This window comes from Halobacteriovorax vibrionivorans, from assembly GCF_003346865.1.
Classification (GTDB): Bacteria; Bdellovibrionota; Bacteriovoracia; order Bacteriovoracales; family Bacteriovoracaceae; genus Halobacteriovorax_A; species Halobacteriovorax_A vibrionivorans.
The window spans coordinates 880386-902832 of the sequence record NZ_QDKL01000002.1 but is presented as its reverse complement, the minus strand read 5'-3'; the positions used below and the strand labels follow the sequence as shown (position 1 = coordinate 902832).

20 protein-coding genes and 1 tRNA gene are annotated in these 22447 nt (G+C 36.1%); 10 read left to right on the top strand and 11 right to left on the bottom strand.

Annotated features, from left to right (window positions below; genetic code table 11):
- Positions 1-3: 3 nt before the first annotated feature.
- On the top strand, positions 4-654 hold the full coding sequence (locus DAY19_RS10265; RefSeq protein WP_115362045.1) for a hypothetical protein: 651 nt from the start codon (positions 4-6) through the stop codon (positions 652-654).
- Between the two features lie 42 nt (positions 655-696).
- Here DAY19_RS10265 and DAY19_RS10260 read toward each other — a convergent pair.
- Positions 697-782 (bottom strand) — tRNA-Leu (locus DAY19_RS10260).
- A gap of 212 nt (positions 783-994) precedes the next feature.
- Between DAY19_RS10260 and DAY19_RS10255 the strand changes: the two genes are divergently transcribed.
- On the top strand, positions 995-2902 hold the full coding sequence (locus DAY19_RS10255) for an alkyl sulfatase dimerization domain-containing protein (protein ID WP_115362043.1): 1908 nt from the start codon (positions 995-997) through the stop codon (positions 2900-2902).
- A gap of 21 nt (positions 2903-2923) precedes the next feature.
- Here DAY19_RS10255 and DAY19_RS10250 read toward each other — a convergent pair whose 3' ends face one another.
- Positions 2924-3874: an NAD-dependent epimerase/dehydratase family protein gene (locus DAY19_RS10250; protein WP_115362041.1), complete on the bottom strand. Its 951-nt coding sequence runs from the start codon at positions 3872-3874 to the stop codon at positions 2924-2926.
- Positions 3874-4788, bottom strand: coding sequence for a lysophospholipid acyltransferase family protein (locus DAY19_RS10245; protein WP_115362039.1), 915 nt, complete (start codon positions 4786-4788; stop codon positions 3874-3876). Before DAY19_RS10245 ends, DAY19_RS10250 begins: the two co-directional genes overlap by 1 nt.
- Positions 4789-4864: 76 nt before the next feature.
- Here DAY19_RS10245 and DAY19_RS10240 point away from each other — a divergent pair, with 76 nt between their 5' ends.
- Positions 4865-5155 (top strand): hypothetical protein, encoded by a 291-nt coding sequence (locus tag DAY19_RS10240; RefSeq protein ID WP_115362037.1) that lies wholly within the window; start codon positions 4865-4867, stop codon positions 5153-5155.
- 6 nt (positions 5156-5161) lie between these two features.
- Here the strand turns inward: DAY19_RS10240 and yihA are convergent, their stop codons facing one another.
- Positions 5162-5839: a ribosome biogenesis GTP-binding protein YihA/YsxC gene (gene yihA, locus DAY19_RS10235; protein ID WP_115362035.1), complete on the bottom strand. Its 678-nt coding sequence runs from the start codon at positions 5837-5839 to the stop codon at positions 5162-5164.
- A gap of 53 nt (positions 5840-5892) precedes the next feature.
- Between yihA and DAY19_RS10230 the strand changes: the two genes are divergently transcribed.
- Positions 5893-7167, top strand: coding sequence for a sigma-54-dependent transcriptional regulator (locus tag DAY19_RS10230; protein WP_115362033.1), 1275 nt, complete (start codon positions 5893-5895; stop codon positions 7165-7167).
- On the opposite strand, the gene DAY19_RS10225 is transcribed toward DAY19_RS10230, so the two are convergent.
- The gene (locus tag DAY19_RS10225) at positions 7156-8025 is read right to left on the bottom strand and encodes a flagellar basal body-associated FliL family protein (protein WP_158536873.1); all 870 of its coding nucleotides are present in this window, start codon (positions 8023-8025) and stop codon (positions 7156-7158) included. The genes DAY19_RS10230 and DAY19_RS10225 overlap by 12 nt on opposite strands.
- Positions 8026-8211: 186 nt before the next feature.
- Between DAY19_RS10225 and DAY19_RS10220 the strand changes: the two genes are divergently transcribed.
- The 4 genes from DAY19_RS10220 (at position 8212) to DAY19_RS10205 (ending at position 12675) form a co-directional block, all read left to right on the top strand.
- The gene (locus tag DAY19_RS10220; RefSeq protein WP_115362029.1) at positions 8212-8895 is read left to right on the top strand and encodes a hypothetical protein; all 684 of its coding nucleotides are present in this window, start codon (positions 8212-8214) and stop codon (positions 8893-8895) included.
- 140 nt (positions 8896-9035) lie between these two features.
- Positions 9036-9917, top strand: a complete 882-nt coding sequence (locus DAY19_RS10215; protein WP_115362027.1) for a YicC/YloC family endoribonuclease — start codon at positions 9036-9038, stop codon at positions 9915-9917.
- A gap of 1 nt (position 9918) precedes the next feature.
- Positions 9919-10485, top strand: a complete 567-nt coding sequence (gene gmk / locus DAY19_RS10210; protein WP_115362025.1) for a guanylate kinase — start codon at positions 9919-9921, stop codon at positions 10483-10485.
- The gene (locus tag DAY19_RS10205) at positions 10486-12675 is read left to right on the top strand and encodes a RelA/SpoT family protein (RefSeq protein ID WP_115362023.1); all 2190 of its coding nucleotides are present in this window, start codon (positions 10486-10488) and stop codon (positions 12673-12675) included.
- A gap of 48 nt (positions 12676-12723) precedes the next feature.
- Here the strand turns inward: DAY19_RS10205 and DAY19_RS10200 are convergent, their stop codons facing one another.
- From DAY19_RS10200 to DAY19_RS10180, 5 genes are all read right to left on the bottom strand, one after another.
- Positions 12724-14181: a leucyl aminopeptidase family protein gene (locus DAY19_RS10200; protein ID WP_115362021.1), complete on the bottom strand. Its 1458-nt coding sequence runs from the start codon at positions 14179-14181 to the stop codon at positions 12724-12726.
- A gap of 20 nt (positions 14182-14201) precedes the next feature.
- On the bottom strand, positions 14202-14840 hold the full coding sequence (locus DAY19_RS10195; protein ID WP_115362019.1) for a YdcF family protein: 639 nt from the start codon (positions 14838-14840) through the stop codon (positions 14202-14204).
- 8 nt (positions 14841-14848) lie between these two features.
- Entirely contained in the window at positions 14849-15235 is a 387-nt protein-coding gene (locus DAY19_RS10190) for a Rid family detoxifying hydrolase (RefSeq protein ID WP_115362017.1), read from the bottom strand.
- 14 nt (positions 15236-15249) lie between these two features.
- Positions 15250-17574, bottom strand: coding sequence for an NADP-dependent malic enzyme (locus DAY19_RS15495; RefSeq protein ID WP_148666856.1), 2325 nt, complete (start codon positions 17572-17574; stop codon positions 15250-15252).
- A 71-nt stretch (positions 17575-17645) separates the two neighbouring features.
- Complete coding sequence (locus DAY19_RS10180) at positions 17646-19055, bottom strand: sodium:solute symporter family protein (protein ID WP_115362014.1); 1410 nt, start codon at positions 19053-19055, stop codon at positions 17646-17648.
- 70 nt (positions 19056-19125) lie between these two features.
- Between DAY19_RS10180 and DAY19_RS10175 the strand changes: the two genes are divergently transcribed.
- A complete protein-coding gene (locus DAY19_RS10175) occupies positions 19126-20055 on the top strand; it encodes a LysR substrate-binding domain-containing protein (RefSeq protein WP_115362013.1) in 930 nt (309 codons plus the stop codon).
- A 215-nt stretch (positions 20056-20270) separates the two neighbouring features.
- On the top strand, positions 20271-21419 hold the full coding sequence (locus DAY19_RS10170; RefSeq protein ID WP_115362012.1) for a trypsin-like serine peptidase: 1149 nt from the start codon (positions 20271-20273) through the stop codon (positions 21417-21419).
- A gap of 38 nt (positions 21420-21457) precedes the next feature.
- Here the strand turns inward: DAY19_RS10170 and DAY19_RS10165 are convergent, their stop codons facing one another.
- On the bottom strand, positions 21458-22426 hold the full coding sequence (locus DAY19_RS10165) for a YheT family hydrolase (protein ID WP_115362011.1): 969 nt from the start codon (positions 22424-22426) through the stop codon (positions 21458-21460).
- Between the last annotated feature and the right edge of the window lie 21 nt (positions 22427-22447).

Here is a 22447-nt window from a genome sequence, read left to right as displayed (position 1 = left end):
GAAATGAAAAGAGTTCTTACAACAACACTATTTTTATTAAATTTACTATTTGCACAAGGCGCTAGTGCTCAAACATCTGATATTTTAAATACTGTTGAATACGCACTGACTGACTCTGTTAAATCATTAAAGATACATTATTCAGCTCATAACGGAGCAAATGTAAAAGAGTTTTTAAGAGGACGAGAACTTGTTAACTCTGTTCTTAAGGGAATCATTGATGAAGGCTTTACACCAATTCAACCAACTTTGGATATTGGTATAACACCAGTTAAGATGCCTGAAGGATTAAGTGTATTAAAGGATGGGAAGCTATTTGTTTCAATTACAATTGATGAAGATACTTTAGAAAGAGTACTTCTTGACTATTTTAGGTTTGATACTGTTACAGAGGATGGAATTTTGTTTTTCCTACATAATAGCTCTAATACAGAGGAGTTTCACCTAGGAAAGGATCTTGTTTTAGCAGTAATTGCAAAGATTAAAGAAAGTGGATTTGTCATGGATGTTACAAACTTAGAAGTTGGAATCTCTCCTGTGACAATGTCTGGCGAGCATATTATTGAAAAAGATGGAAGGCTTCTAGTATCTACAGAAGTTAATCTTGATAATTTAGAGAGAACTCTTTTAAAATACTTTGTTTGGCCAAATTAATTATAAGAATAAAAAAGACTAGCATAAGCTAGTCTTTTTTTATGGTGCCTCGGGCGAGACTTGAACTCGCACGCTATTGCTAGCAACGGATTTTGAATCCGTCGTGTCTACCATTCCACCACCAAGGCATAGAGATACGTGAGTTATAAGTCTATTCATATATGAAATATCAGTCAATTATTAATATTATTAGTCTTTATTTGTGCCATGCGCCATGGCTGGGTTTTTAATAATGTTGTTTTAAAATAAAAAACCTTCATTTAATAATTTACCTTTCTTAACTTATTACATGTGAATACAGTTCCGAAAAAGTTTACGTAACTATAAAAAAGGAAAAGTTATGAAACTAGGATTTGCAATTGTATTTTTATGCCTAATCTCATTCTTTGTTGGACGAGGCACAAGTGTCATGTCGACGGCATTCACTGAAACCAAGCAGTATTTTAAAAACCCAATGATGAATGCTAAAGAAGATAAACTTGTATCACTTGAAAATGGAGCCAAAGTCACTCAAGAGACAAAAGATTATTTAAATCTTCCATCAGAAAGTGAGAAGAGAGGCTCTTATGATAAGTTGACAACAGTCAACTTAGGAAACGGTCTTTACACTATTGGAAGTGAGAGTATTGTAAACTCGCATTTCATTGTAGGCAAGGGTGGAGTCATTATCTATGATACTGGAGATAATGCCCATGACGCAAAACAGTTCTATAGTGAAATGAGAAAGGTCACAAATTATCCTGTTAAGGCCATTATCTATTCTCATGAACATTATGCACTTGGTACTAAGTATATTGTTGATGAAGAAAAGAAGCGTGGAAATTCAAGGATTCGAATCATCGGCCATCCGGATACAAATAAAGAAATGCTAACTACTGGAGGAGTTTCAACTCTTCATCCAGAGGTTGGAGGTGTTCTTATGGCAAGATCAGTTGAACAATTTAATCTCTATCTTCCAGACTCAGGTCCTGATGCCAGATTTAAAAATACCATTATTCCAGGAGCCTCTGGATTTGTACCTGTAAATACTCCCGTTAAAGATGGTCAAAAATTAACAGTGGCTGGAATTCAGATGGTCTTTTATACAGAAGGAGTTGGAACTGACACTAATAATCAAGTTCTCGTACATATCCCATCTAAGAAGGCAGTTTTAAATAATGTCATGTGGGGCTGGTACCCAAATATTTATAGTCTGCGTGGTGGACGTTATCGAAATCCATTAGGATGGAAACAGTCAGTTGAGTTAATCAAAAAATTAAAGCCTGAAGTTCTTATGAGTACACATTCGACAAGTGTTGTTGGAGCAGAGAAAGTTGCACAAAGATTACAAAATTATCAAGATGGCCTGTCTTATGTTCTTGATCAAACTCTCAAGGGTATTGCTCTTGGTATGGGGCCTGATGAACTTCGCTATTTTGTAAAACTTCCTGAATATCTTTCAGAAGAAGCGACATTGATTCAAAACTATGGCCCAATTTCGACAATGGCCCCTCGTATTTTTACAGCAATCTTTGGTCAATTCAATCGTGATGCGACAACTCTATTTAAGCTTCACCCAAAAGATGAAGCTAACCGTATGGTAATTTCTATGGGTGGGGAAGCACGTGTTAAGTATCTTGCAGATAAGGCTTATCGTGATGGTGATTACCAGTGGTCTTGCCAATTAGCACGATATTTAGTGGATGTTAATGACAGTAAGGATAATCGTAAGATTAAGGCAAATTGTCTCAATGAAATTGGATATAGAAGTCTTGCGACGACAGCTCGAAGCTGGGCCCTTAGCCAAGCAAGAGAAGCTGAAGGTAAAGCTGCAATAATTAAGAATGCACCAGCAGATAAAACTCAAGTTGTTAATAATGTTGGTGACTTTGTGAACTACTTTAGGATTAGAATTAATCCAGAGCAGTCAGTAGGAGCTAGAGAATTTATTTCTCTGGATTTTGGCAACGGTATGAAATATGGACTAAATATTAGAAATGCAGTTGTTGACTTTGTTGATGATCAAAAGAGAATCGAAAAGGAAAAAACTGTCGAATTAAGAATGAAGCCTGAAGTATGGGCGAGTATATATAATAATCTCGATAATGTTGAGAATTTGATTCAGCAGGACCTCGTTTCTGTGACAGAAGGTTCTAATGAAAAAGCGATCTCTGCTTTCTCTAAATTTGATATGATTTATGATTGGCAAAATGATCCAGCACTTAAGCAGCTTGTTGAGCGCTCAATTGCGAGTGAGCAAGAAGACTAAACTTTATAGCTCCTTCCTTTTTTAAGGGAGGGGCTTTCTTAATAGCGATAAAGTCTTTTTCGTATCGTATTTGAAAATATCTTTTGAAATATATTTTTGAATCTTAGAATTATCAATAACACATGAATACATAAGAAAGTCTAAAAAGTACCCCGGAAATGTCCATAGCTTTTTAAATACTTTAGAAACCACTCCTACAGTGAATATAGGAAATGGGATATTCTTTGTACCGATGATTTTCTTTGCTTCTTGTAAGGAGATTGTTTGGTCTGGAGCAACATTATATACACCTGTTGGAACTTTATCTAATGTTTCAAACAATATATTGGCCATATCATATTCGTGAATGAATTGAAGAATCGGATTAAAGTCAATTGGAACAGGTGTCATATGTGATGTTAGGTACTTTGTGATTGTATTATCAATTTGAGGCCCAATAATATTACATGGCCTTAGCACAACAGTCTCAATAGAATCTTGATTTTTCCACATCCAGTTCGTACATAGAGCATCAACTTCAGTAACATCTCTTAATTCTGAGTGTTTGATACTTGCTCTAAGAGGGAAGTCTTCAGTAATAAAAACTGGATTATCTGCAAGTGCTCCATAAACATGATACGAGCTTAATAGGATATATTTCTTTACTTTATTTTTCTGTGCTAATTCTAAAACCTTATTTGTATTGACGAGACTAAAACTTAGGCGTTGTTCAATTGTTCCACCTGGAGGGGTGAGACGTCCAAGTTGATAGATGGCATCGAATTTATTTTCTCTAAAAAGCTTCTCAAAATTTCTTCGAGTATATCTCATTCTTTCAAAAGAGAAGTTCTCAAAGTCGATATCATTTTTTAAGGCCCTTGTATCGATCCCTATGACACGACATTCACTTCTGCGTTTTGACAGTATTCCACATAGAATATTGGCAAGTCCACCAGCGGCACCAATGATAAGAATTGAAGGTTGCTTGTTCATTAATTTGCATCCTTTTTTTGATCTTTTGAGAAGATCCAAGGTCTTCTTTTTTCTCTTCCCTCATTAATCATCTCTTGAATTGTTCTTTCAATCTCTCTTATATGTGGTGTGATCAAATGGTCTTCACTTTCTGAATTAATATCAGTTGGAAGCTCTATTGGTTTACCGACATGAATATCGATAGGAGAAGGTAGAGGAAAGTAATTGGCACTTATGGGTAATGCGGGAAGATTAAGTGCTTGGGCAATCCCTTTAGCTTGATATACATAAGGGAAAACTTCTTCAGCTCCAACGACTGCAACAGGAAGTATTTTAACTCCGCTTTTAAGGGCCATACGATAAAACCCTGTTGTAAAGTCCTGAAGTTTGTAAAAGTCACTGGTACTCTTTGATACTCCACGAACACCTTCTGGGAAGATGAGTAGAGATTCTTTTCGTTTTAAAAGATTTAGGCAATTATCGCGGTCACCTAAGACTGCTCCGCACTCAGCAGACCACTTATTTATAAAGGGAAGTGCTGTAAAAAACCTCTCTACCATTGGCCTTAAAACTCTTGGTTTATCAACTTCAAAAGCAAAGGCACAGCCTATTAGTAGGCCATCAATAGCGATTTGTCCTGAGTGGTTTGAGATAACCATATAATGTTCGTCTTTAATATTTTCTTTACCAAAGAAGCGTACTTTAAAATAATGCTGATATATGGCGTAGAGTATTTCGATACTCTTTCTGGCCTTTGGGATATTTAGTCCCCAAGGATCTTCATTTTCACCGTATTTTTCAAGAAGTGCTTGATAAGATTTCTCAACTTGTTCTTTTTCTTTACTGGTAAGCATCTCTAAGTAAGCTGAGAGCTTTTTTTCAAGAACTTGTTCAAAACTAATGAATTTTTTAGTGAAAAAATCTAATGAAATCATACTCAACTTTTTGTAAGATGTTGCTATAACAATTATTGGGGAAACCCTTACTTTATTCTATCTGAAAGAGTGAATTATGCAAAAAGAGGAATGGAAAACCAAGATTAAGAGAATAGTTGATGACTGCTCTCAGGAACTGTCAAAAGCTACTGTTATTGGTAAGAAAATGCTTACTGCTTCTCATACTAATGCAGCTCTCAATGAGAAGTATCAAGAACTTGGCCAGCTTGCCGCTAAACATCTTCGTAGTGGAATATTAGAGTGGGAAAATCCAAGAGTTAATGAACTCTTAAAAGAAATTGAAGAGTACGAAAATCAGCTCGATCTTATGGAAAAAGATGTCTCAAAAATTAAATCTAAGAAATAATCTTTCTTACATTGAAGCTTGCTTATTAAGCTCATTTTGTAAGAGTAGATAATTTACAATGGCATCTTCTAGTTGAGGAAGACCTTTGCCTTTTAATGCCGAAATAAAGTGAATTTGCGAAACCCATTTATGTTGCTTAAAGATCTCTGGCTTTAATTTATTAAGCGCCGCTCTTTCTTTTTGAGTTTTTAGCTTATCTAATTTGTTAAATAGTAAAAATGCTTCATGCCCAAAAGGAGCAAGGTAATCTCTAAAGACGAGGTCTGCTTTTTGATTTGGGTGTCTAGCATCTTGAAGATTAAGCATTAGATTCTGATCACCACAATTTCTAAAGAACTCATCCATTAGATGGGCCCACTGTGCACTCATGTCTTTAGAAACTTTTGCATGTCCATATCCAGGAAGGTCAAAGAGGTAAAATGGAGGTAAGTCCTCAACAGGTTTTCCTTCCTTTTCAAGTTGAAACGAAAAGATATTTACTTGTCGAGTTCGACCAGGAGTTTTTGAAGTAACTGCTGTATTCTTTCCAAAAAGAGAATTGATAGTTGAAGATTTTCCTGCATTAGAGCGCCCAATAAAGCTTACTCCAATTGGTTTTTCTTCATTTAACCATTCAACTAATTGATTTGAATCAGTCATTCCGTATTTGAATTTTGTAGTACCTCTGGCAACTTTATATTCCATATCTTTTATCTTCCAATTATTTATAGTGTGCTTAATTTCCAAGGAGTTATATCATGATAGAAGTACCAAAGTTAGATAAGCTTGTAAAAGATACATTTTGCCATTTCGGCCATCATATAGAAATTACACCACTTTTTGGACGAAAGAGGCGTATTGAGCTCAAGAGAACAAGGTATGATCTGGTTTTAAGTGGTCAGGATCTGATTATTTCGGCCACAAGTATCACTTTACCTAAATTAATAAATCCTGATGAAGGTCTTGAAGTTAAATTTCGCATTAGTTTAATTCCAACAAATATTGGGGATATTTACAGTATTTCATGTAATCAAAAGGGAGGAAATCTTATAAAGGTCAATGGTGTTTATACTTCTCATGCATATCTAAGAATTGGAGATGAAGTTATTATTGGCCGCAATAAACTTAAGATTAAGGCTCCAATAAATTGTGATTCCTATGATCGCTCTCATTCAGAATTAATTAACTCAATTCATCCCAGTCTTAATGTTTTAATTGAAGGTGAAACGGGAACAGGAAAATCATTTCTGGCCAAAAAACTACATGAAGAAAGCCAAGTTAAAGGGGAGTTTGTTCATTTAAATCTAAGTGCCTTTGGAAAAGGAACTCTTGAATCAGAATTATTTGGCCATCGAAAAGGGTCTTTTACTGGAGCAGTAAATGATAAGGATGGAGCATTAAAACGTGCTAATGGAGGAACTCTTTTTTTAGATGAGATTGATTCGATATCAAAAGAGCTGCAAACTAAATTGCTACTCTTTCTCGATGATGGGCTCTATTATCCTGTTGGAGAGAATCAACCACAATATGTGAAAACTCGTCTTATTGTTTCTTCTGGTCAAGATTTATTAAACTTAGTGAATAAGGGAGAGATGCGCAGAGACTTCTATTATCGAATCAGTTCTGAGGAAACTATTTTCTTAAAGCCTCTTCGTAAAAATAAAGACAGGCTACAAGATATTCTAGATTCATATGAGATGAAATTTGGAATTACAATTCATCCTAAATTGAAAAGTTTTTATCATGGATATGAATGGCCTGGTAATATAAGACAAATCAATGCTCATATAAAAAAGAAGAAAATTAAATCAAAGGGAAGTTTACTAACATATTGTGAAATTGATGAAGCACTTTTGAAGCTTACTTGTAAAAGTAATCTCGTTTCAGATATCGAAGAAAATCTTCCGAGTTATCGAGAACTTAAATATCAGTACTTTTTAAAGGTTTATAATCGTTGTCATCAAAATGTAAAGGCGACATCAAAGTTATTGAAGGTATCAGATCAGACCGTTCGTTCCGTTCTAGCCATTTAAAATTGAGTGAATGAATACTTCATCGACACGGCCTTCGATCTTTAAGTCTTCTATGAGATGATTAACTTCTCTGCGAATTTTTTCCTTAATAATCTTCTTTCCCTCTGGTTCGAGAGGAAAGTTAGGTACGACGGCCTGGAGAGAAGAGTTTAATCGATCGCGTATCATGATCTCGTTTTCTGGCTTGTAGAAGTAACGAGCGGTGTAGCGATTATTAGTTTTAAGTGAAACATCAATTTGTAAGTTCTTCATTCCATTTCTATTCTTGATATAAATTGGAATATAGACATTCCTTAGAAAGATTCGTTGTTTTTGAATATTGCGAAATCTTGTTCTTCCCCATCTTTCTTTGTCTTCTTTAGATACACTTGCAATTTTTCTAACTTGCTTTGGGGATGTTTTATCAGCAATTTCTTTTACATTTTGATAAACAGAAATTCCTCCAAGTGAAAAGACTGTAAGGGTACAAGTAAGACCTACTGCTTTTGCTGGAGATAGTGCAGCAACTTTTGCGACAATATTCTTTGATACAAATTGCTGTGTACTTTTATACATTAGGAGAGGAAGCTCTCCCGTTAACTTAAAGCCTTTTAGAGATGCTACTAGTTTCGCCGCAGACTCTTTCTTGGCCATTAGAAAACTGATAATGATGGCAAGCTTTGCCATAAACCAACGTTTTCCATTTTCTTTAAATAAAAGAGGGATCTTTGCAAAGGTTGCAAAGAATTTACTAATAGATTTCTTAACTCCAAGGTATGTATTTTTGAAACTATTGGGCGTTAACTTCTTAAAGAAGTTAACAAGCTTAATTAAAAGCCCATTGATTAAATTTTCAAGTTTGACCCATTTGTCCATCATATGGAAAATCCCCATTATTCTCTCTAACTCTTATCGGTAGGAAATGAGATTTCCTAAGTATTCCTGAGTAAAACATTTAGCTAGGTAGATTTTGCTGAAATTGAGCTAAATGTGGGCAAATTTTAAGAATTTCACCTATTTTCACCGTAAAGTGCAGAAGATGGGGGAGATAAGTAAGGAGAAATTATGCTTAAAGCATTAACATTACTTTCATTAATAGCAATCGTTTCGTGTGGGCCAATTTCTATGGACCGTCGTTTCTTAAATGAGATGGGAACAGAAGAAGATGATGGATTTGCACTTTTTAGCCCAGGAAAGGCCTTTGATACAGTTGGGGGCGATCCAAGTTATGAACGCTATACTCGTGAAGAGATGATGGAGAGAACTCCCGCAAGTGAAGAAGATTATCCAGAGTGGACCCAGGATCGAAGGCTTAAGCGTGAGCTACAAGGTAAGCTTAATAGCCTAAGGCCAGCTGATCGCGAAGAGTTTTATCGTAAAGAGCGCTACTTTGAAAATGATTCACAAAAGCTCTATTATTTAAGTTTAGGGCGATATGAACAAAAGGAGTATGATGAGAATCTATATGCTTACCGCAATCAAAGAAGTTTTAGACATAATAGAAAGACGAGCGCAAAAAGTCGTAATTTAGCTTCAGTTTTTCATTATTCACCAAGAGCACAGGCACATCGTGAAATCGAGATCGGAATGGATAAGAAAGCCGTTATACAGAGATGGGGAAATCCACACCGAGTTGATACGGCCGGTAATCCTAGACTTGGCAATGAGCGTTGGACTTTCTATGAGAATGGGGACAGTAAATATGTTTTCTTTAGTAAAGGCAAGGTTGATGGATGGACTTTAGAGTAATCTAAGGGGCCAATTCAGCAGCAATAGATTTGATATGGACTGCGTTATAAATAAGCTAGTAAATATTGAATATTATTATAAAGCTTGTTGTTGATAAGGTCTTTTAATTAGGTTAAAAAAGTCATTCATTGGGAGAGGAAATGGCCAAAGAAATACATTCAATGACTGGTTTTGGTAAAGGCGAAGCTGGAGATGACAAACTTCAATTAACTGTTGAGATTAAGACAGTTAATCACCGTTTTAAAGACATTAGATTTAAGATGTCCTCACTTTTTAATAGCACTGAATTAGAAATGAGAAATCGCATCGCTAAAAACTTTAAGCGAGGAAGTTTTGATATTAATGTCAATTACAAGAAGCTTGAAACTAAATCACGTTTTGATGATATCGATAAAGAAAAAGTGAACGCATTTGTTAGTTCCATGAAAATTTTGGCCGATGCTAATGATGTTCAACTTGATATCAAACCGACAGATTTCTTAAGAAATGAATTCATGAAAGAAGTGGATGAGTCTTCTATTGAAAAAATGTCGAGCTATGCCTTAGAGGCGCTAGATTTGGCGATTGAAAATTTAAAAGAGTCACGTCGAAGCGAAGGCCAGAAGATGCTGAGTGTAATTGAAAAACACCAACAAGCATATGAAAGCTTTTTTAAGGTAGTCACAGATAAATCTCAAGAATTTCAAGATACAGTAAAAGAAAGATTAGAAAAGAAGTTTGAAGAATACAAAACTTCAATGCCTACAGATGAGCCTCGCTTTATGCAGGAAGTAATCTTCTATCTTGAGAAAATGGATATTCACGAAGAAATTAACCGAATTAATGCCCACCTGACGAAGTTAAATGATATTCTATCTAAAGGTGGAGAAGTTGGACGTCAACTGGACTTCTTAGTTCAAGAGTTGAACCGAGAAACAAATACAACTGGCTCGAAGTCAACGATACAAGAGATCTCTGAAGCCGTTGTTCAAATGAAGGTTCAACTTGAGAAGATTCGTGAACAAGGATTAAACCTCGAGTAATATGATGAATAAAGGAAAGATAATCGTAATTGTTGCTCCATCGGGCTCAGGTAAATCGACGCTTATAAAGAGAATTAAAGCGGAGTTTCTTGATTTACTTGAATCTGTGTCTTTTACAACTCGTAAAGCACGAGAAGGTGAAATAAATGGACAACATTATAATTTCATCTCAGAACAAGAGTTTCTTGATCGTAAAGAAAATGATGAATTTCTAGAATGGGCCAAGGTTCACGGGAATTATTATGGTACTTCAAAGAAGTTTGTTGAAGATGAGATTTCAAAAGGTCACAACTTACTTTTTGATCTTGATATTCAAGGAACTGATTCTTTTAAAGAATACTTTGGAGATCGCGCAAGAGTAATCTTTATTGCTCCTCCTAGCGTTGAAGCTTTAGAAAATAGGCTAAGAGGTAGAGGGACTGAGACAGAGGAGAGTCTTAATATTCGTCTTGAAAATGCGAAGAGAGAATTACTTCGTAAAGATGACTATGACTATCTTGTCGTAAATGACGAACTAGAAAAAGCATATTTAGACTTAAAAGATATTTTTGAAGGAATCCTTAGATAAATGTACCAGCAACTTGATTTCACTCACGAGCGTGAATTAAATATTGATGAACTTTGTCGACGTGTCGAAGCCTATTATCCCGATGCGAACTTTACTCTATTGAGAAAAGCGTATCTCTTTGCTGAAAAATCACATGAAGGGCAAATGCGAAGCTCTGGTGAAAAGTATATTATTCACCCATTAAATGTAGCAGCGACTTTAGTTAAGTTACACATGGATTTGGATACTATCATTGCAGGTCTTTTACACGATGTTGTAGAGGATTGTAATGTAACACCAGAAGAGATTGAAAAAGAGTTTACGACAGAGATTGCACAAATTGTTGTTGGCCTGACAAAGATTTCAAAAATGAAATTTAAGTCAAAGGAACAATCTCAAGCAGAAAACTTTCGTAAGATGGTTGTAGCAATGGCCCAGGACTTAAGGGTCATTATTGTTAAGCTTGCAGATAGAATGCACAATATGAAAACACTTCAATATGTGCGTGAAGAAAAGCAAAAAAGAATAGCTGAAGAAACTCTGGATATTTATGTTCCATTAGCTTCAAGACTCGGTATTAACTCAGTTAAGATTGAACTTGAAGATATCTGTCTTCGCTATTTACATCCAGATGTATATTATCGCTTAGCTGAAAAAGTTGCGATGAAGAAGTCTGAACGTGAAAATTATATTGGTGAAACGATAGGTGTTGTTACAGAAAAGCTATTTGAGTATTCTGTAAGGGCCGATATTACAGGACGCTCAAAGCACTTTTATTCAATTTATAAGAAGATGGTTTCTCGTGGTGTCGACTTTGAACAAATCCACGATATCCTTGCTTTTAGAATTATCGTAAATAATATCACTGAGTGTTATAAGGCCCTTGGGATTATTCACTCGGCCTTTACTCCAATTCCTGGTCGTTTTAAAGATTATATCGCTATTCCAAAAGTTAACAATTATCAATCTCTTCACACGACAGTTGTCGGGCCTAAGGCAGAGAGAATTGAAATTCAAATTCGTACCCAGGAAATGCACGAAGTTGCTGAACGAGGGATTGCGGCCCACTGGAAGTACAAAGAGGGTGTCTCATCAGGTAAAACTAAGCTTGATTGGGTACAAGAACTTCTTGAGTATAATAAAGATACAGACAATAGTTCTGAATTCATGTCACATGTTAAAAACGACTTAGATGTCGGTGGAGTCTTTGTCTTTACTCCAAATGGTGATGTTTTCGAACTACAGGATAATGCGACACCACTAGATTTTGCTTATCGTGTACACACTGATATCGGAAATCGCTGTGTTGGTGCAAAAGTAAACGGAAGAATGGTTCCACTAAAATATTCTCTAAGGTCTGGGGATACAATTGAGATTCTAACTTCTAAGACTCAAACACCAAATAAAGACTGGCTTAATATTGTAAGATCATCAAAGGCTAAGGCCAAGATCAAATCTTATCTTTTAAAAGCTGAACGTGAAAGAAATATTGAAGTTGGTAAAGAAACTTTAGATAAAGCATTTAAAGTTCTAGGAACAAGCTTAAAAGCGGTTCTTAAAAGAAATGAATTAGATAATGCAAAAGAGAAGCTTTCTAATATAAAAACTTTTAGTGAAATCTACAATAACGTTGGAGCAGGTAAGCTTCACGTTGATAAGGTTATTGAATGTATTCCTGGCTTAAAAGATGATCACGATAAAGACGAAACAAAGAAGAAAGAGATAGATACTCTTTCTACGACAATTTCTAAAACGGCAAAGAGACGTGCCCATAAAGATAATGCAGTTATCGTTGATGGCCTTGATGATTTAATGGTTAGAATGGCCCGTTGTTGTAATCCAATTCCAGGTGATCCGATTATTGGTTATATCACTAGAGGACGAGGGATTACAATTCACCGCTCAGATTGTACACGTTATGATGTTGGTGATGTTGGAAGACAAATAGCTGTAGAATGGAATGAGAATTTCAGCTTTAAGCATCCTGTAAATATCAGAGTTCTAACACATGATCGTCCAGGTATCCTTTCGATGATCTCAAAAGAGCTTGGTAACTTAGGGGTTAATATTCGCTCTGCTGTTGCAAGGTCAACGCAAGATAGAAAGGGAAGTTTAGTTTTTGAAATTGAAGTAAAAGATTATTCTGAACTTTTAAAGACCATCTCGGGTCTTGAGGCACTAGATGCCGTAATTTCTGTTACAAGGGGATAGCCCTTTTAAGATAAAAAAAGCAGGCCATAAGCCTGCTTTTTTTTATACCTAATTTTTAAAGTAACCAATTAGCGTTTCAACACCTTGACCAGATCCACCTTGTTGAACAAGTGATGGCCTAAATCCTGATGTCCAACCGAAGATATCAAAGTGTGCCCACTTTGTATCACCAATGAACTTTTCTAGGAAAAGAGCAGCACCAATTGAGCCACCTTTAACCTTAGACATATTATTCATATCTGCAAAATTCGATTTGAATCCTTTATAATATGGGCGGTAAAGAGGCATACGCCACGAAAGATCACCATTTGCTTGTGATGCTCTTAAAAGCTTATCAGCGAGTTCATCATCATTTGCAAACATGCTTGTAACAAAATCACCCATTGAAACTTTTGCTGCACCTGTAAGAGTCGCGAAGTCGATAAGTACTTCAGGTTTTTCTTTTTGAGTGATTGCAATATCCATTGCATCTGCAAGAGCTAGTCTTCCTTCTGCATCAGTGTTTCCAATTTCGACTTTAAGTCCATTACGAGAAGTGTAGATATCTCCTGGACGAGAAGCGTGCTCATTAATTGCATTTTCTGCAAGAGCTAGATAGATATCAACTTTCTTTTTAACTCCTGATTTCTCAAGCCATGTAGCAAAGCCCATAACTGTTGCTGATCCACCCATGTCTTTTTTCATAACACCCATTCCGGCGCCACTTTTAACATTAAGTCCACCACTATCAAAAGTGATACCTTTTCCAACGATTGCAGTAGGTTTTCCCTTTGCTCCTGCTGGCCTATATTTTAAATGAACAATTCTTGGAGGATTTGCAGCAGCTTGTCCAACACTTAGGATTAGACCGCACTTTTCTTTTTCTAGCTTCTTTTCATCGTAGACAACGACTTTCATTGTTGAAGACTTTGCAAAGTGTTTCTTTACAGCATTTGTATAAGTTACTGGGTTAAGTAAGTTTGCTGGAAGGTTTACTAGGTGTCTTGCTGTATTAATTGACTGAGCAATGGCCAGTGCTTTATCAGCAATTGATTTTTTAACTTTCTTCCCATCATCTAGGAATGTAATTGAACCATGACTTAACTCTTCGTTGTAACGATATAGCGCAAGTTCTAAACCAACGATTGCACCAGTTACCATTTCTTCATCTAGTCCAAAGAAATTGATTTCAACTTTCTTAGAGCGCTCTTTCTTAATGCTTCCAACAAGAGAGCCTAGGGCCTCTCTGGCAATAGAGTAATTGCTGTCAGCAATGAGGTTATAGTGTTGATCTTCTTGGCTTTGAGTGTCGATAACCTTAAAGATAATTGGTCCTTCACTACCAAGGATACTAACTTCTTTCTCATCTCCAATTCTCTCAATAATCCATTCTGGAATACTTTCTGAATGAGTAATTTTACTGTCTTTAAGAGCTTCAGTAGTTAGAAGATAAACTTTTGTTACTGTTGAACGTAGGTTTTTTGCGGCACTTTTCTTAGTTGCCATAATTGATGGAACGATATTCATTATTCCTCCCTTTGTATTTTTTAATCTTTACTTGCAAGAGCTAAGTAAGTAAGTGTTCTGAAGTATTTAAATACTTCTTTGTAGATGATTTTTAGACTTCTAAAAGATGCGAGATCAGACTTGACCCCCCAGTAATAGAATTGGTAATTATCAGTTTCTCTTCTTCTGTAGTTTAGAATCGATTTGATTCTAAGGATGTGATAATCGTGAGAAACGATTAAAACAGTTTCAATATTACTCTTCTTACGTAAGGCCTGTAGTGTCTCAAGAACGTTTTCCAGGGTATTTCTCGCATTATAATCAATATCAAGAAAGTCATGATTAATTTCATCTGTAATATCATGAGTTCTAACTAGGATATTTACATTATTATTTGTGTGAACACCTGAGATCAGAATATTTTCTTGATTGTATTCCTTAGCTAGTTTTATGGCCTCTTGAATTCGTCCGCGATCACCAGTGAAGACGGCGATAAGGTCAGGCCTCTTTTTAAAGAAGGTCTCTTTCGTTTTTACGTTTTCGTTTTGTGAGTAGAGTATGAGGATATAAGAAAGAAGAGAGTATCCGAGGAAAACAAATAAGACTTTGAAGAAAAGGCTCGTTGCCTTTCTCCAAAATCTTGTCTCTGTGGTCTCGAATACATACTTCTTATCAAACATATATTAAACTAGTTTTTTGCAGCAATAACTTCAATTTCAACAACTGCATCTTTTGGAAGAGCTGCTGCTTGTACACAGCTTCTTGCTGGATACGGCGCTGTAAAATACTTTTCATAAGCAGCATTTACTTCACCGAAGTTTGCAAGATCTGTAACGAAGATTGTCGTTTTAATAATATTTTCTCTTGTAAGCTCTTGAGACTCTAAAAGGCCGTCTATATTTTTCATGATTTGATCAAGCTGTGGAACAAATCCTTCTTTAAGAACTCCGTCAGCTGGATCAATTCCAATTTGTCCTGAAAAGTAGAAAACGCCATTGAATTCGACACCCTGTGAGTAAGTACCTACTGCACTTGGTGCTTTATCTGTTGAGATTATATTCTTTTTAAAACTCATATTAGATCCTTTTATTAGTGTTTCGGTTCTTCAAGTGCTCTTAGAGCTGTTAAGCGACAAGAGTCAACAATTTCTTTAATCGAAGCAGTTCTTTGAATGATATTAACTGTTTGATTCATTGGAGCAAGAATTGGCCCAATTGCTGAAGCTTCACTTAATTGTGCAAGTAACTTATATGAAATATTTGCTGAGTTAAGTTCTGGGAAGATTAGGATATCTGCAGAACCACCAAGCTTACTGAAATCAAATAGGTGATTCATAATATTTTCATTAACTGCAACGTCGGCCTGCATTTCCCCTTCAATAATTAATTCAGGGTACTTCTCTTTTGCCATCTTCGTTGCGTTTTTCATTTTTCTTGCATCAGGAAGTTTTGAGTCACCAAAGTTAGAGTAACTTAAGAATGCAATTCTTGGCTCTCTTCTCATTAAAGACTTGTATAAGTGCTGAGTCGACTTTGCAATCTCCACAAGATCTTCTGCTGAAGGATCTGGTTGAACTGTAGTGTCTGCTAGGAATAGAACACGGTCTTTAAATACTAGAATAAAGACACCGGCTGCCTTCTTTCCTGGCTGTGCACCGATTACGCTTAAAGCTGGCTTTAGACAGTCACTATAGTTAAGACTTGGACCAGCAATAAATGTATCTGCTAGACCTTTTTTAACCATCATTGATCCATAGTAATTCTCTTGAATCATTAAGTCTTCAGCTGCATTTAGAGAGACACCTTCTCTTTGTTTCATTTCACAATATTCAGTGTAGAACTCTTTGAAATTTGGAGCTTTACGTGGGCGAATAATTTCGATGCTATCATCAAGAACATCATCAAGGTTGAGTGATTTAATCTTAGCTCTAATATCATCTGGGTGACCAAGAAGGATTGGTTGAATTGCATCACCTTCTGCTAGTGTTTTAGCAACATGAAGAATTCTCGTATTAACACCTTCTGCAAATACCATCTTAATTTTCTTTCCATCACGAGCTTTAATTTGTGAAGCAAGACGATCTCGAACAGTTTTCATAAATGCACCAGATGCCGATAGACGACTTGCTAGGTGCTCTGAATACTCTTGAAGATCTGTAATATTTGTTCTTGCAACACCTGTATCCATTGCTGCTTTTGCAACTGCTGGTGCAAGCTTTGTGAGAACTCTTGTATCAAATGGCTTTGGAATGATGTAATTTCTTCCATATTTAAAGTCTTCACCTTGATAAGCTAATTTAACTTCATCAGGAACTTCTTCTTTTGCAAGATTTGCTAGAGCATAGACAGCAGCTAGTTTCATCTCTTCATTAATTTTCTTAGCGCGAACATCAAGGGCCCCCCTAAAGATTGAAGGGAAACCTAAAACATTATTAACTTGGTTAGGGAAGTCTGAGCGTCCCGTTGCCATAATAGCGTCATCGCGAACTTCTTCAACTTCACTTGGAAGAATTTCTGGGTCTGGATTGGCCATTGCAAAGATAATTGGATTAGAGGCCATTGTTTTAACCATGTCTTTTGTTAAAACACCTTTTGCTGAACAACCAATAAATACATCAGCATTATTCATGGCATCGCCAAGCGTTCTTGCATCGGTATCAATTGCGTACTTTTCTTTGTATTCGTTCATTCCGTCTTTACGGCCCTTGTAGATAACACCGCGAGAGTCTGTCATCATCAAGTTTTCGTTTTTTACACCAAGAGCGAAGAAGATATTTGCACATGCCATTGAAGCGGCACCTGCACCAGAGAAGACAACTTTTACATCTTCGATTTTCTTTCCAGATAATTCTAGGGCATTGATGAAACCAGCTGCTGCAATAATTGCAGTCCCGTGTTGGTCATCATGGAATACTGGAATATCCATTTTTTCTATTAATTGTTTTTCAATTTCAAAACACTCAGGAGCTTTGATGTCTTCTAGGTTGATCCCACCAAAAGTTGGTTCAAGTGACTTTACAACGTTTACCATTCCTTCAACAGAAGTCTCATCTACTTCAATGTCGAATACATCGATGTCGGCAAAACGCTTGAATAGAATACCTTTACCTTCCATTACTGGCTTACCAGCTGCAGGTCCAATATTTCCAAGACCTAAAACCGCTGAACCATTTGATACAACAGCAACAAGGTTTCCTTTTGCAGTGTACTTGTAAACATCATCTGGGTTTTTTGCAATTTCTAGACATGGATGAGCAACACCTGGTGAGTATGCTTTAGTTAGATCCGAAGCAGTTAAACATGGCTTCGTTGCAATAACTTCAATTTTACCTGGTTTACCCATTGAGTGATAATCAAGGGCCTTTTGAATTTTTTGCGCGTCCACTTGCGCCTTATCAGTTTTTGTTTCCGACATATGTATTCCTTTGACTTAAAATCATACTTAAAAGCATATAAAATTAAGTCCCTAGGATACAATTTTGACAGTTATCCGACCAGTTTTTTATCCCTAATTAGGTGGTAAGAAATCAGTGTTAGACTAGTTGCAACAATACCCATATACAGCTCATCTATATTTTGGTAGAAGCCAGTTTTTGGTATATGTCGCCACGTTGCAGTAGTGATGACTCCTGCTATACATGCCGTCACAAATTGGTTGTCGGAGATTTTCTTTGGAAATAGGTGTCCAAACATGACTGGAAGCAGTAGACACGAGGCAGAAAAAGAGCCTAATGTTTTCCAAACAGATTTTATATTTCCTTGAAAATAAACGGACATAATTACTGTTAATACGCCAACAAAAATAACACCAAAATGGTGAATCCAAACACGACCGCGAAGCTTTTTTGGCGCTAGATCGTAAGCTAAATTTGTACCAGCTATGAATAGATATGAGTCCAGAGTTGATAGAATTGTTGCAATAATTCCTGCAAGTAAAAAACCTTTAAGTCCGTGAGGAAGAATTTGTACGGCATAAGTTAAGTATGCTTGTGAGCTTTCTGTATTTGGAATGACGGCCTTGGCATACATTGCACCGAATGTTGTACAAATATCAAAGCAAAACCAAATGGCAGTTGAGATAAGTATACCTTTTTTAGAAACCTTTCCATTTACAGCAGAAAAACATCTTTGATAAAAGTTTGGATCAACTAAAGTTGAAAGAGCAATGAATCCCCAGACAAATGTCGTTGCAAGTGAGTTCTTACCGGTTAAGCTCCAGTAGCTTTCAGGGAGATTGGCCTTCAAAAAGCTTATTCCACCAAATTCAAATATTGAAAAAACGAGAACAAGTAAGACTGCTGCACACATTACAAAGAACTGAATTAAGTCTGAGTAAACAACGGAGCGAAGTCCTCCCCACATTGAATAGAGAACAACAAAGCTTACGCCTATTGCTGTATTGGCAAATAAGCTGCCTCCAAAGAGTAGCTGAATAAAAATCCCTAAACTAATTGCATATGCAATAGGAATAACATTGAAGAAGTTAAAGATTGCTGTGATCTTTGCAGACTTTGGCCCAAACATTTTTCCTACCAGGTCTGGAAGTGTTACGGCACGATATGGTTCAATTTTATGAATAAGAAATAGAGCGAAGATAATATAGGCGACATACCAAAACACCCCTTGAGTAACAAAGTTGTAAATCCCCTGATTAAAGGCGATTTCAGTAACCCCAAAAATCCCTCCGTACCAAGTTGCTACTAAAGTTGCGATAAAAAGAGGAAGTGTTAATCGTCTTCCCATGATTAAGAGATCGAGAAAAGTTTCCTTTTCATTTGTTTTATTCATACGGTACTGACCGTAGATTACACTTGCTATTGTAATTCCAAGTATTGAAAAAAAGATAAATAAATCTAAAGTAGAGAGGCTCTCTAAGAGATTAATTTTATTTTGCATATAGGCTCCGCTTATGGAAGTATGATATAATATAGATTCTATAAATCAACTCTTTCGGAGACTTTTTGTTATGACAATAACACAACTGGAATACGTACTTGCTGTTGATAAACACCGCCACTTCAGAAAAGCTTCTGAAGAATGCCATGTTTCACAACCAACTTTAAGTATGCAAATCCAGAAGCTCGAAGATAGTTTGGGTTTTGTTATATTTGATCGCTCTAAGAATCCTATTGTACCAACAATTGAAGGTGAGATCTTTATTACTCAAGCAAGAGTTGTTACAAGAGAGTTTAAAAAATTAAAAGATATTGCCAGTGATCCAATCGTTGGAATTGAAGGTGAGTTTAAATTAGGTGTTATCCCGACTCTTGCACCATATCTCGTTCCTCTTTTTTTGAGTCGTTTTATGAAAGAGTTCCCTAAAGTTGATCTCATTATTGAAGAGCGAACAACTGAAGAAATTATTGATAAATTAGACCGTGATGAGCTTGATGCTGGTCTTCTAGTCACTCCTCTTCATAATAATCAAATTATTGAAAGAGTATTATTTTATGAGCCACTATATGGTTTCATTTCAAAAGATCATGAACTTTACCACAAGACCCAATTAGACTTTTCAGACCTTGATAAAGATGGCCTGTGGCTTCTACAAGAAGGTCATTGTCTAAGAGGCCAAGTTTTAAATCTATGTAAGAAAGTAAAAGGCTTTCAGCATTTTGAAAGTGGCTCTTTAGAGACGATAAAGAATCTTGTGGCAAAGGATAGTGGTTACACTATTATTCCTCATCTTGATGTCCAAGATATAACTGGTGCACGCAAGAAAATGGTTCGTCCATTTAAACAACCAGTTCCGACACGTGAAGTTTCTATTGCCTATAGTCGTATCTTCTATAAAGAGAAAGTAATTGATGCTATTGAAGAAACTATTCTAAAACTTATTCCAAAAGAGTTAAAAAGTTACAAAAATACAGATGTTGAAATAGTTCCAATTGATTAAATCATCATAGAGGGATCATTTTGCACCTATTTCTTATGTGTAGCGGGTGTAATATATGTGAGTTTTCTTACATTTGCTTAACTTTGGGCCTTTTTAACTTCCTGAAACTCCATGGCCATTCTTATTTAGCTTCAATTTTTCTATAACTTACCTAATCAACAGATTCATTAGGGGAATCTGGAGTGAGTTCAAACAGGAAGATTTGAGGAGAGGGTATGTCAGTGAAAGGTTACATGGTTTTTTTAGTCGTAATGTCCACATTTTTAACGGTCTCATGTGGAGATTCAGTTCCTGCAGGTAATGCAACTTCAATGACGGGATCAATTATTGTAGGAGAAGTTGATTGGGTAGAAGTTACGACTTTTGATTCTGAATCGGAGATCAGAAAGAATTCGAAGGCCGTGGCCGATGTGCAATTTGCAAATGGTGGAAGATGTACAGGTTTCTTTGTTTCAGATGATGTTCTAATGACTAATGAGCACTGTATTGGAAGTGCATCAGATGTTGTTGGGATGAAAGTATTTATGAAGCATGAGAAAGGAGTGCCTGAGTCAGAATATGCAGAGGTTAAGTGTAATGAGTTTATCGGAAATGATGTAACTTTAGATTATGCCTTAGTTAAATGTGAAGGAAGTCCTGGACAGAGATATGGAAAAGTTACTTTAGAAACAACTCAAGCTGTTGAAGGAGATAGTATCTATATCATCCAACAAAATTGTGACTACTATTCTGATTACAATTGTAACTGGAATAAGAAAGTATCAGAAGGAAAGGTTGTCGGAGTTGAAACAGATGTATTCTATGATGCTGATACTTTAGGCGGCTCATCAGGATCTCCAGTATTTAACGCTGACTCAGATAAGGTCTTTGCTATCCACCATGCTGGTTACGGAGGAGGATGGACTGGGCGAGGTATCAAGAATGCGGCAGTACCAATGAGTAAGATTGTACCTCATATGCAAGCAAACTTTCCTTCAGTCTTAGCTGATAGTGGTGATAGTAGTGATGATGGTTCAACAACTCCATCACAAGATAATAATACATTTGAAACAGCTGCAAAATTAGAGTCGGGAGATTCATTTAAAGCTGAAATCGAAAGCTCACAAGAGATGGATTTTTATAAAGTAGAAATGAAAGCAGGTGAGGTATTGGATTTTGAAATCAAGTTCTCTCATGCTCAAGGTGACTTAGACTTCGTTGTCTATAAGAAAGTAGGTGGATCATTTAAAGTTGTAAGCCGCAAGCAGTCTTCAACAGATGATGAACGAGTAAGATTACGTGTTTCAACAAGTAAAGCTTATTATATAAAAGTTTATGGTTATAGAGGAGCGACAGCAGAATACGAAGTGAAATTTAAGAAGTAAAAAATTAGTTACAAAAGCCTCCATCATGGAGGCTTTTTTTATATTTTCATTTTTAAAAATTCTAAGATTCTCAATTCATACCAATAGTATTCATCTCGAAAAGACTTCACAAACCCCACGTGCCCACCATGTTTTGGCACTTCAAGAAATATATTCTCTTTTTCTTTGGCTAATTTAAAGGGATAGCTTTCCTTTGATAGAAATGGATCATCATAAGCATTTAGAATATAAAATGGTATTTTTATTTTTTCTAAATGGGCAAGTGGTGAGGCTTGAGAGCGATAATCCTCGCCATTTCGATAGCCATATAATGGAGCTGTTACATAGTCATCAAACTCATCAATATGTTTAATCTTTCTTACTTTATTTAGATCCACAGGAAGATCCATTACCTTGGCTTTTTCAATAACCTTCTTTCTCATTGAGTAGACAAATGCATGGCGATAGATAAATCGCGAAAATTCAGTTCTCAATTTCTTGTTACTTGCATTTAAATCAAGTGGTGAGGAAAGAATAAAGGCACGATAGACTTTAGGATGAACGTTATCGCAATTTCTTCCTAAGTAATTTGTTGTAATCGCCCCACCAAGACTAATTCCCATTAAAGAAACTTTCTCATAGTCATCAGCAATATTTTCAATTAAAAATTCGAGGTCTTTAAAGTCCTTGGCGTTATAAAACTTTTTTGTACGATTGAGTTTTCCTCCACAAGATCGCATATCCCATGAGATGACATCATAACCTTGGGCCGTAAACTTCTTCTTCATATCGATGATATAGCGATCTCGACCGTTGCCTTCTAGGCCATGACTAATGATAATGACATGATTTAATGGATTTTCTGCTTTGGAGATGTAATAGCGTAAGAAGTCTCCATCGGGAGTTGTTAAGGTACGAGTGAGGAGCTCATGTGGCTTACCCCATCGGATAAAGAATGGAATCAATGTTTGAATATGGCCATTCTTAAGAGATTGATGACATTGATATTCAGATTGAATGACTGGCATATATAACCTCCATCAACTTAT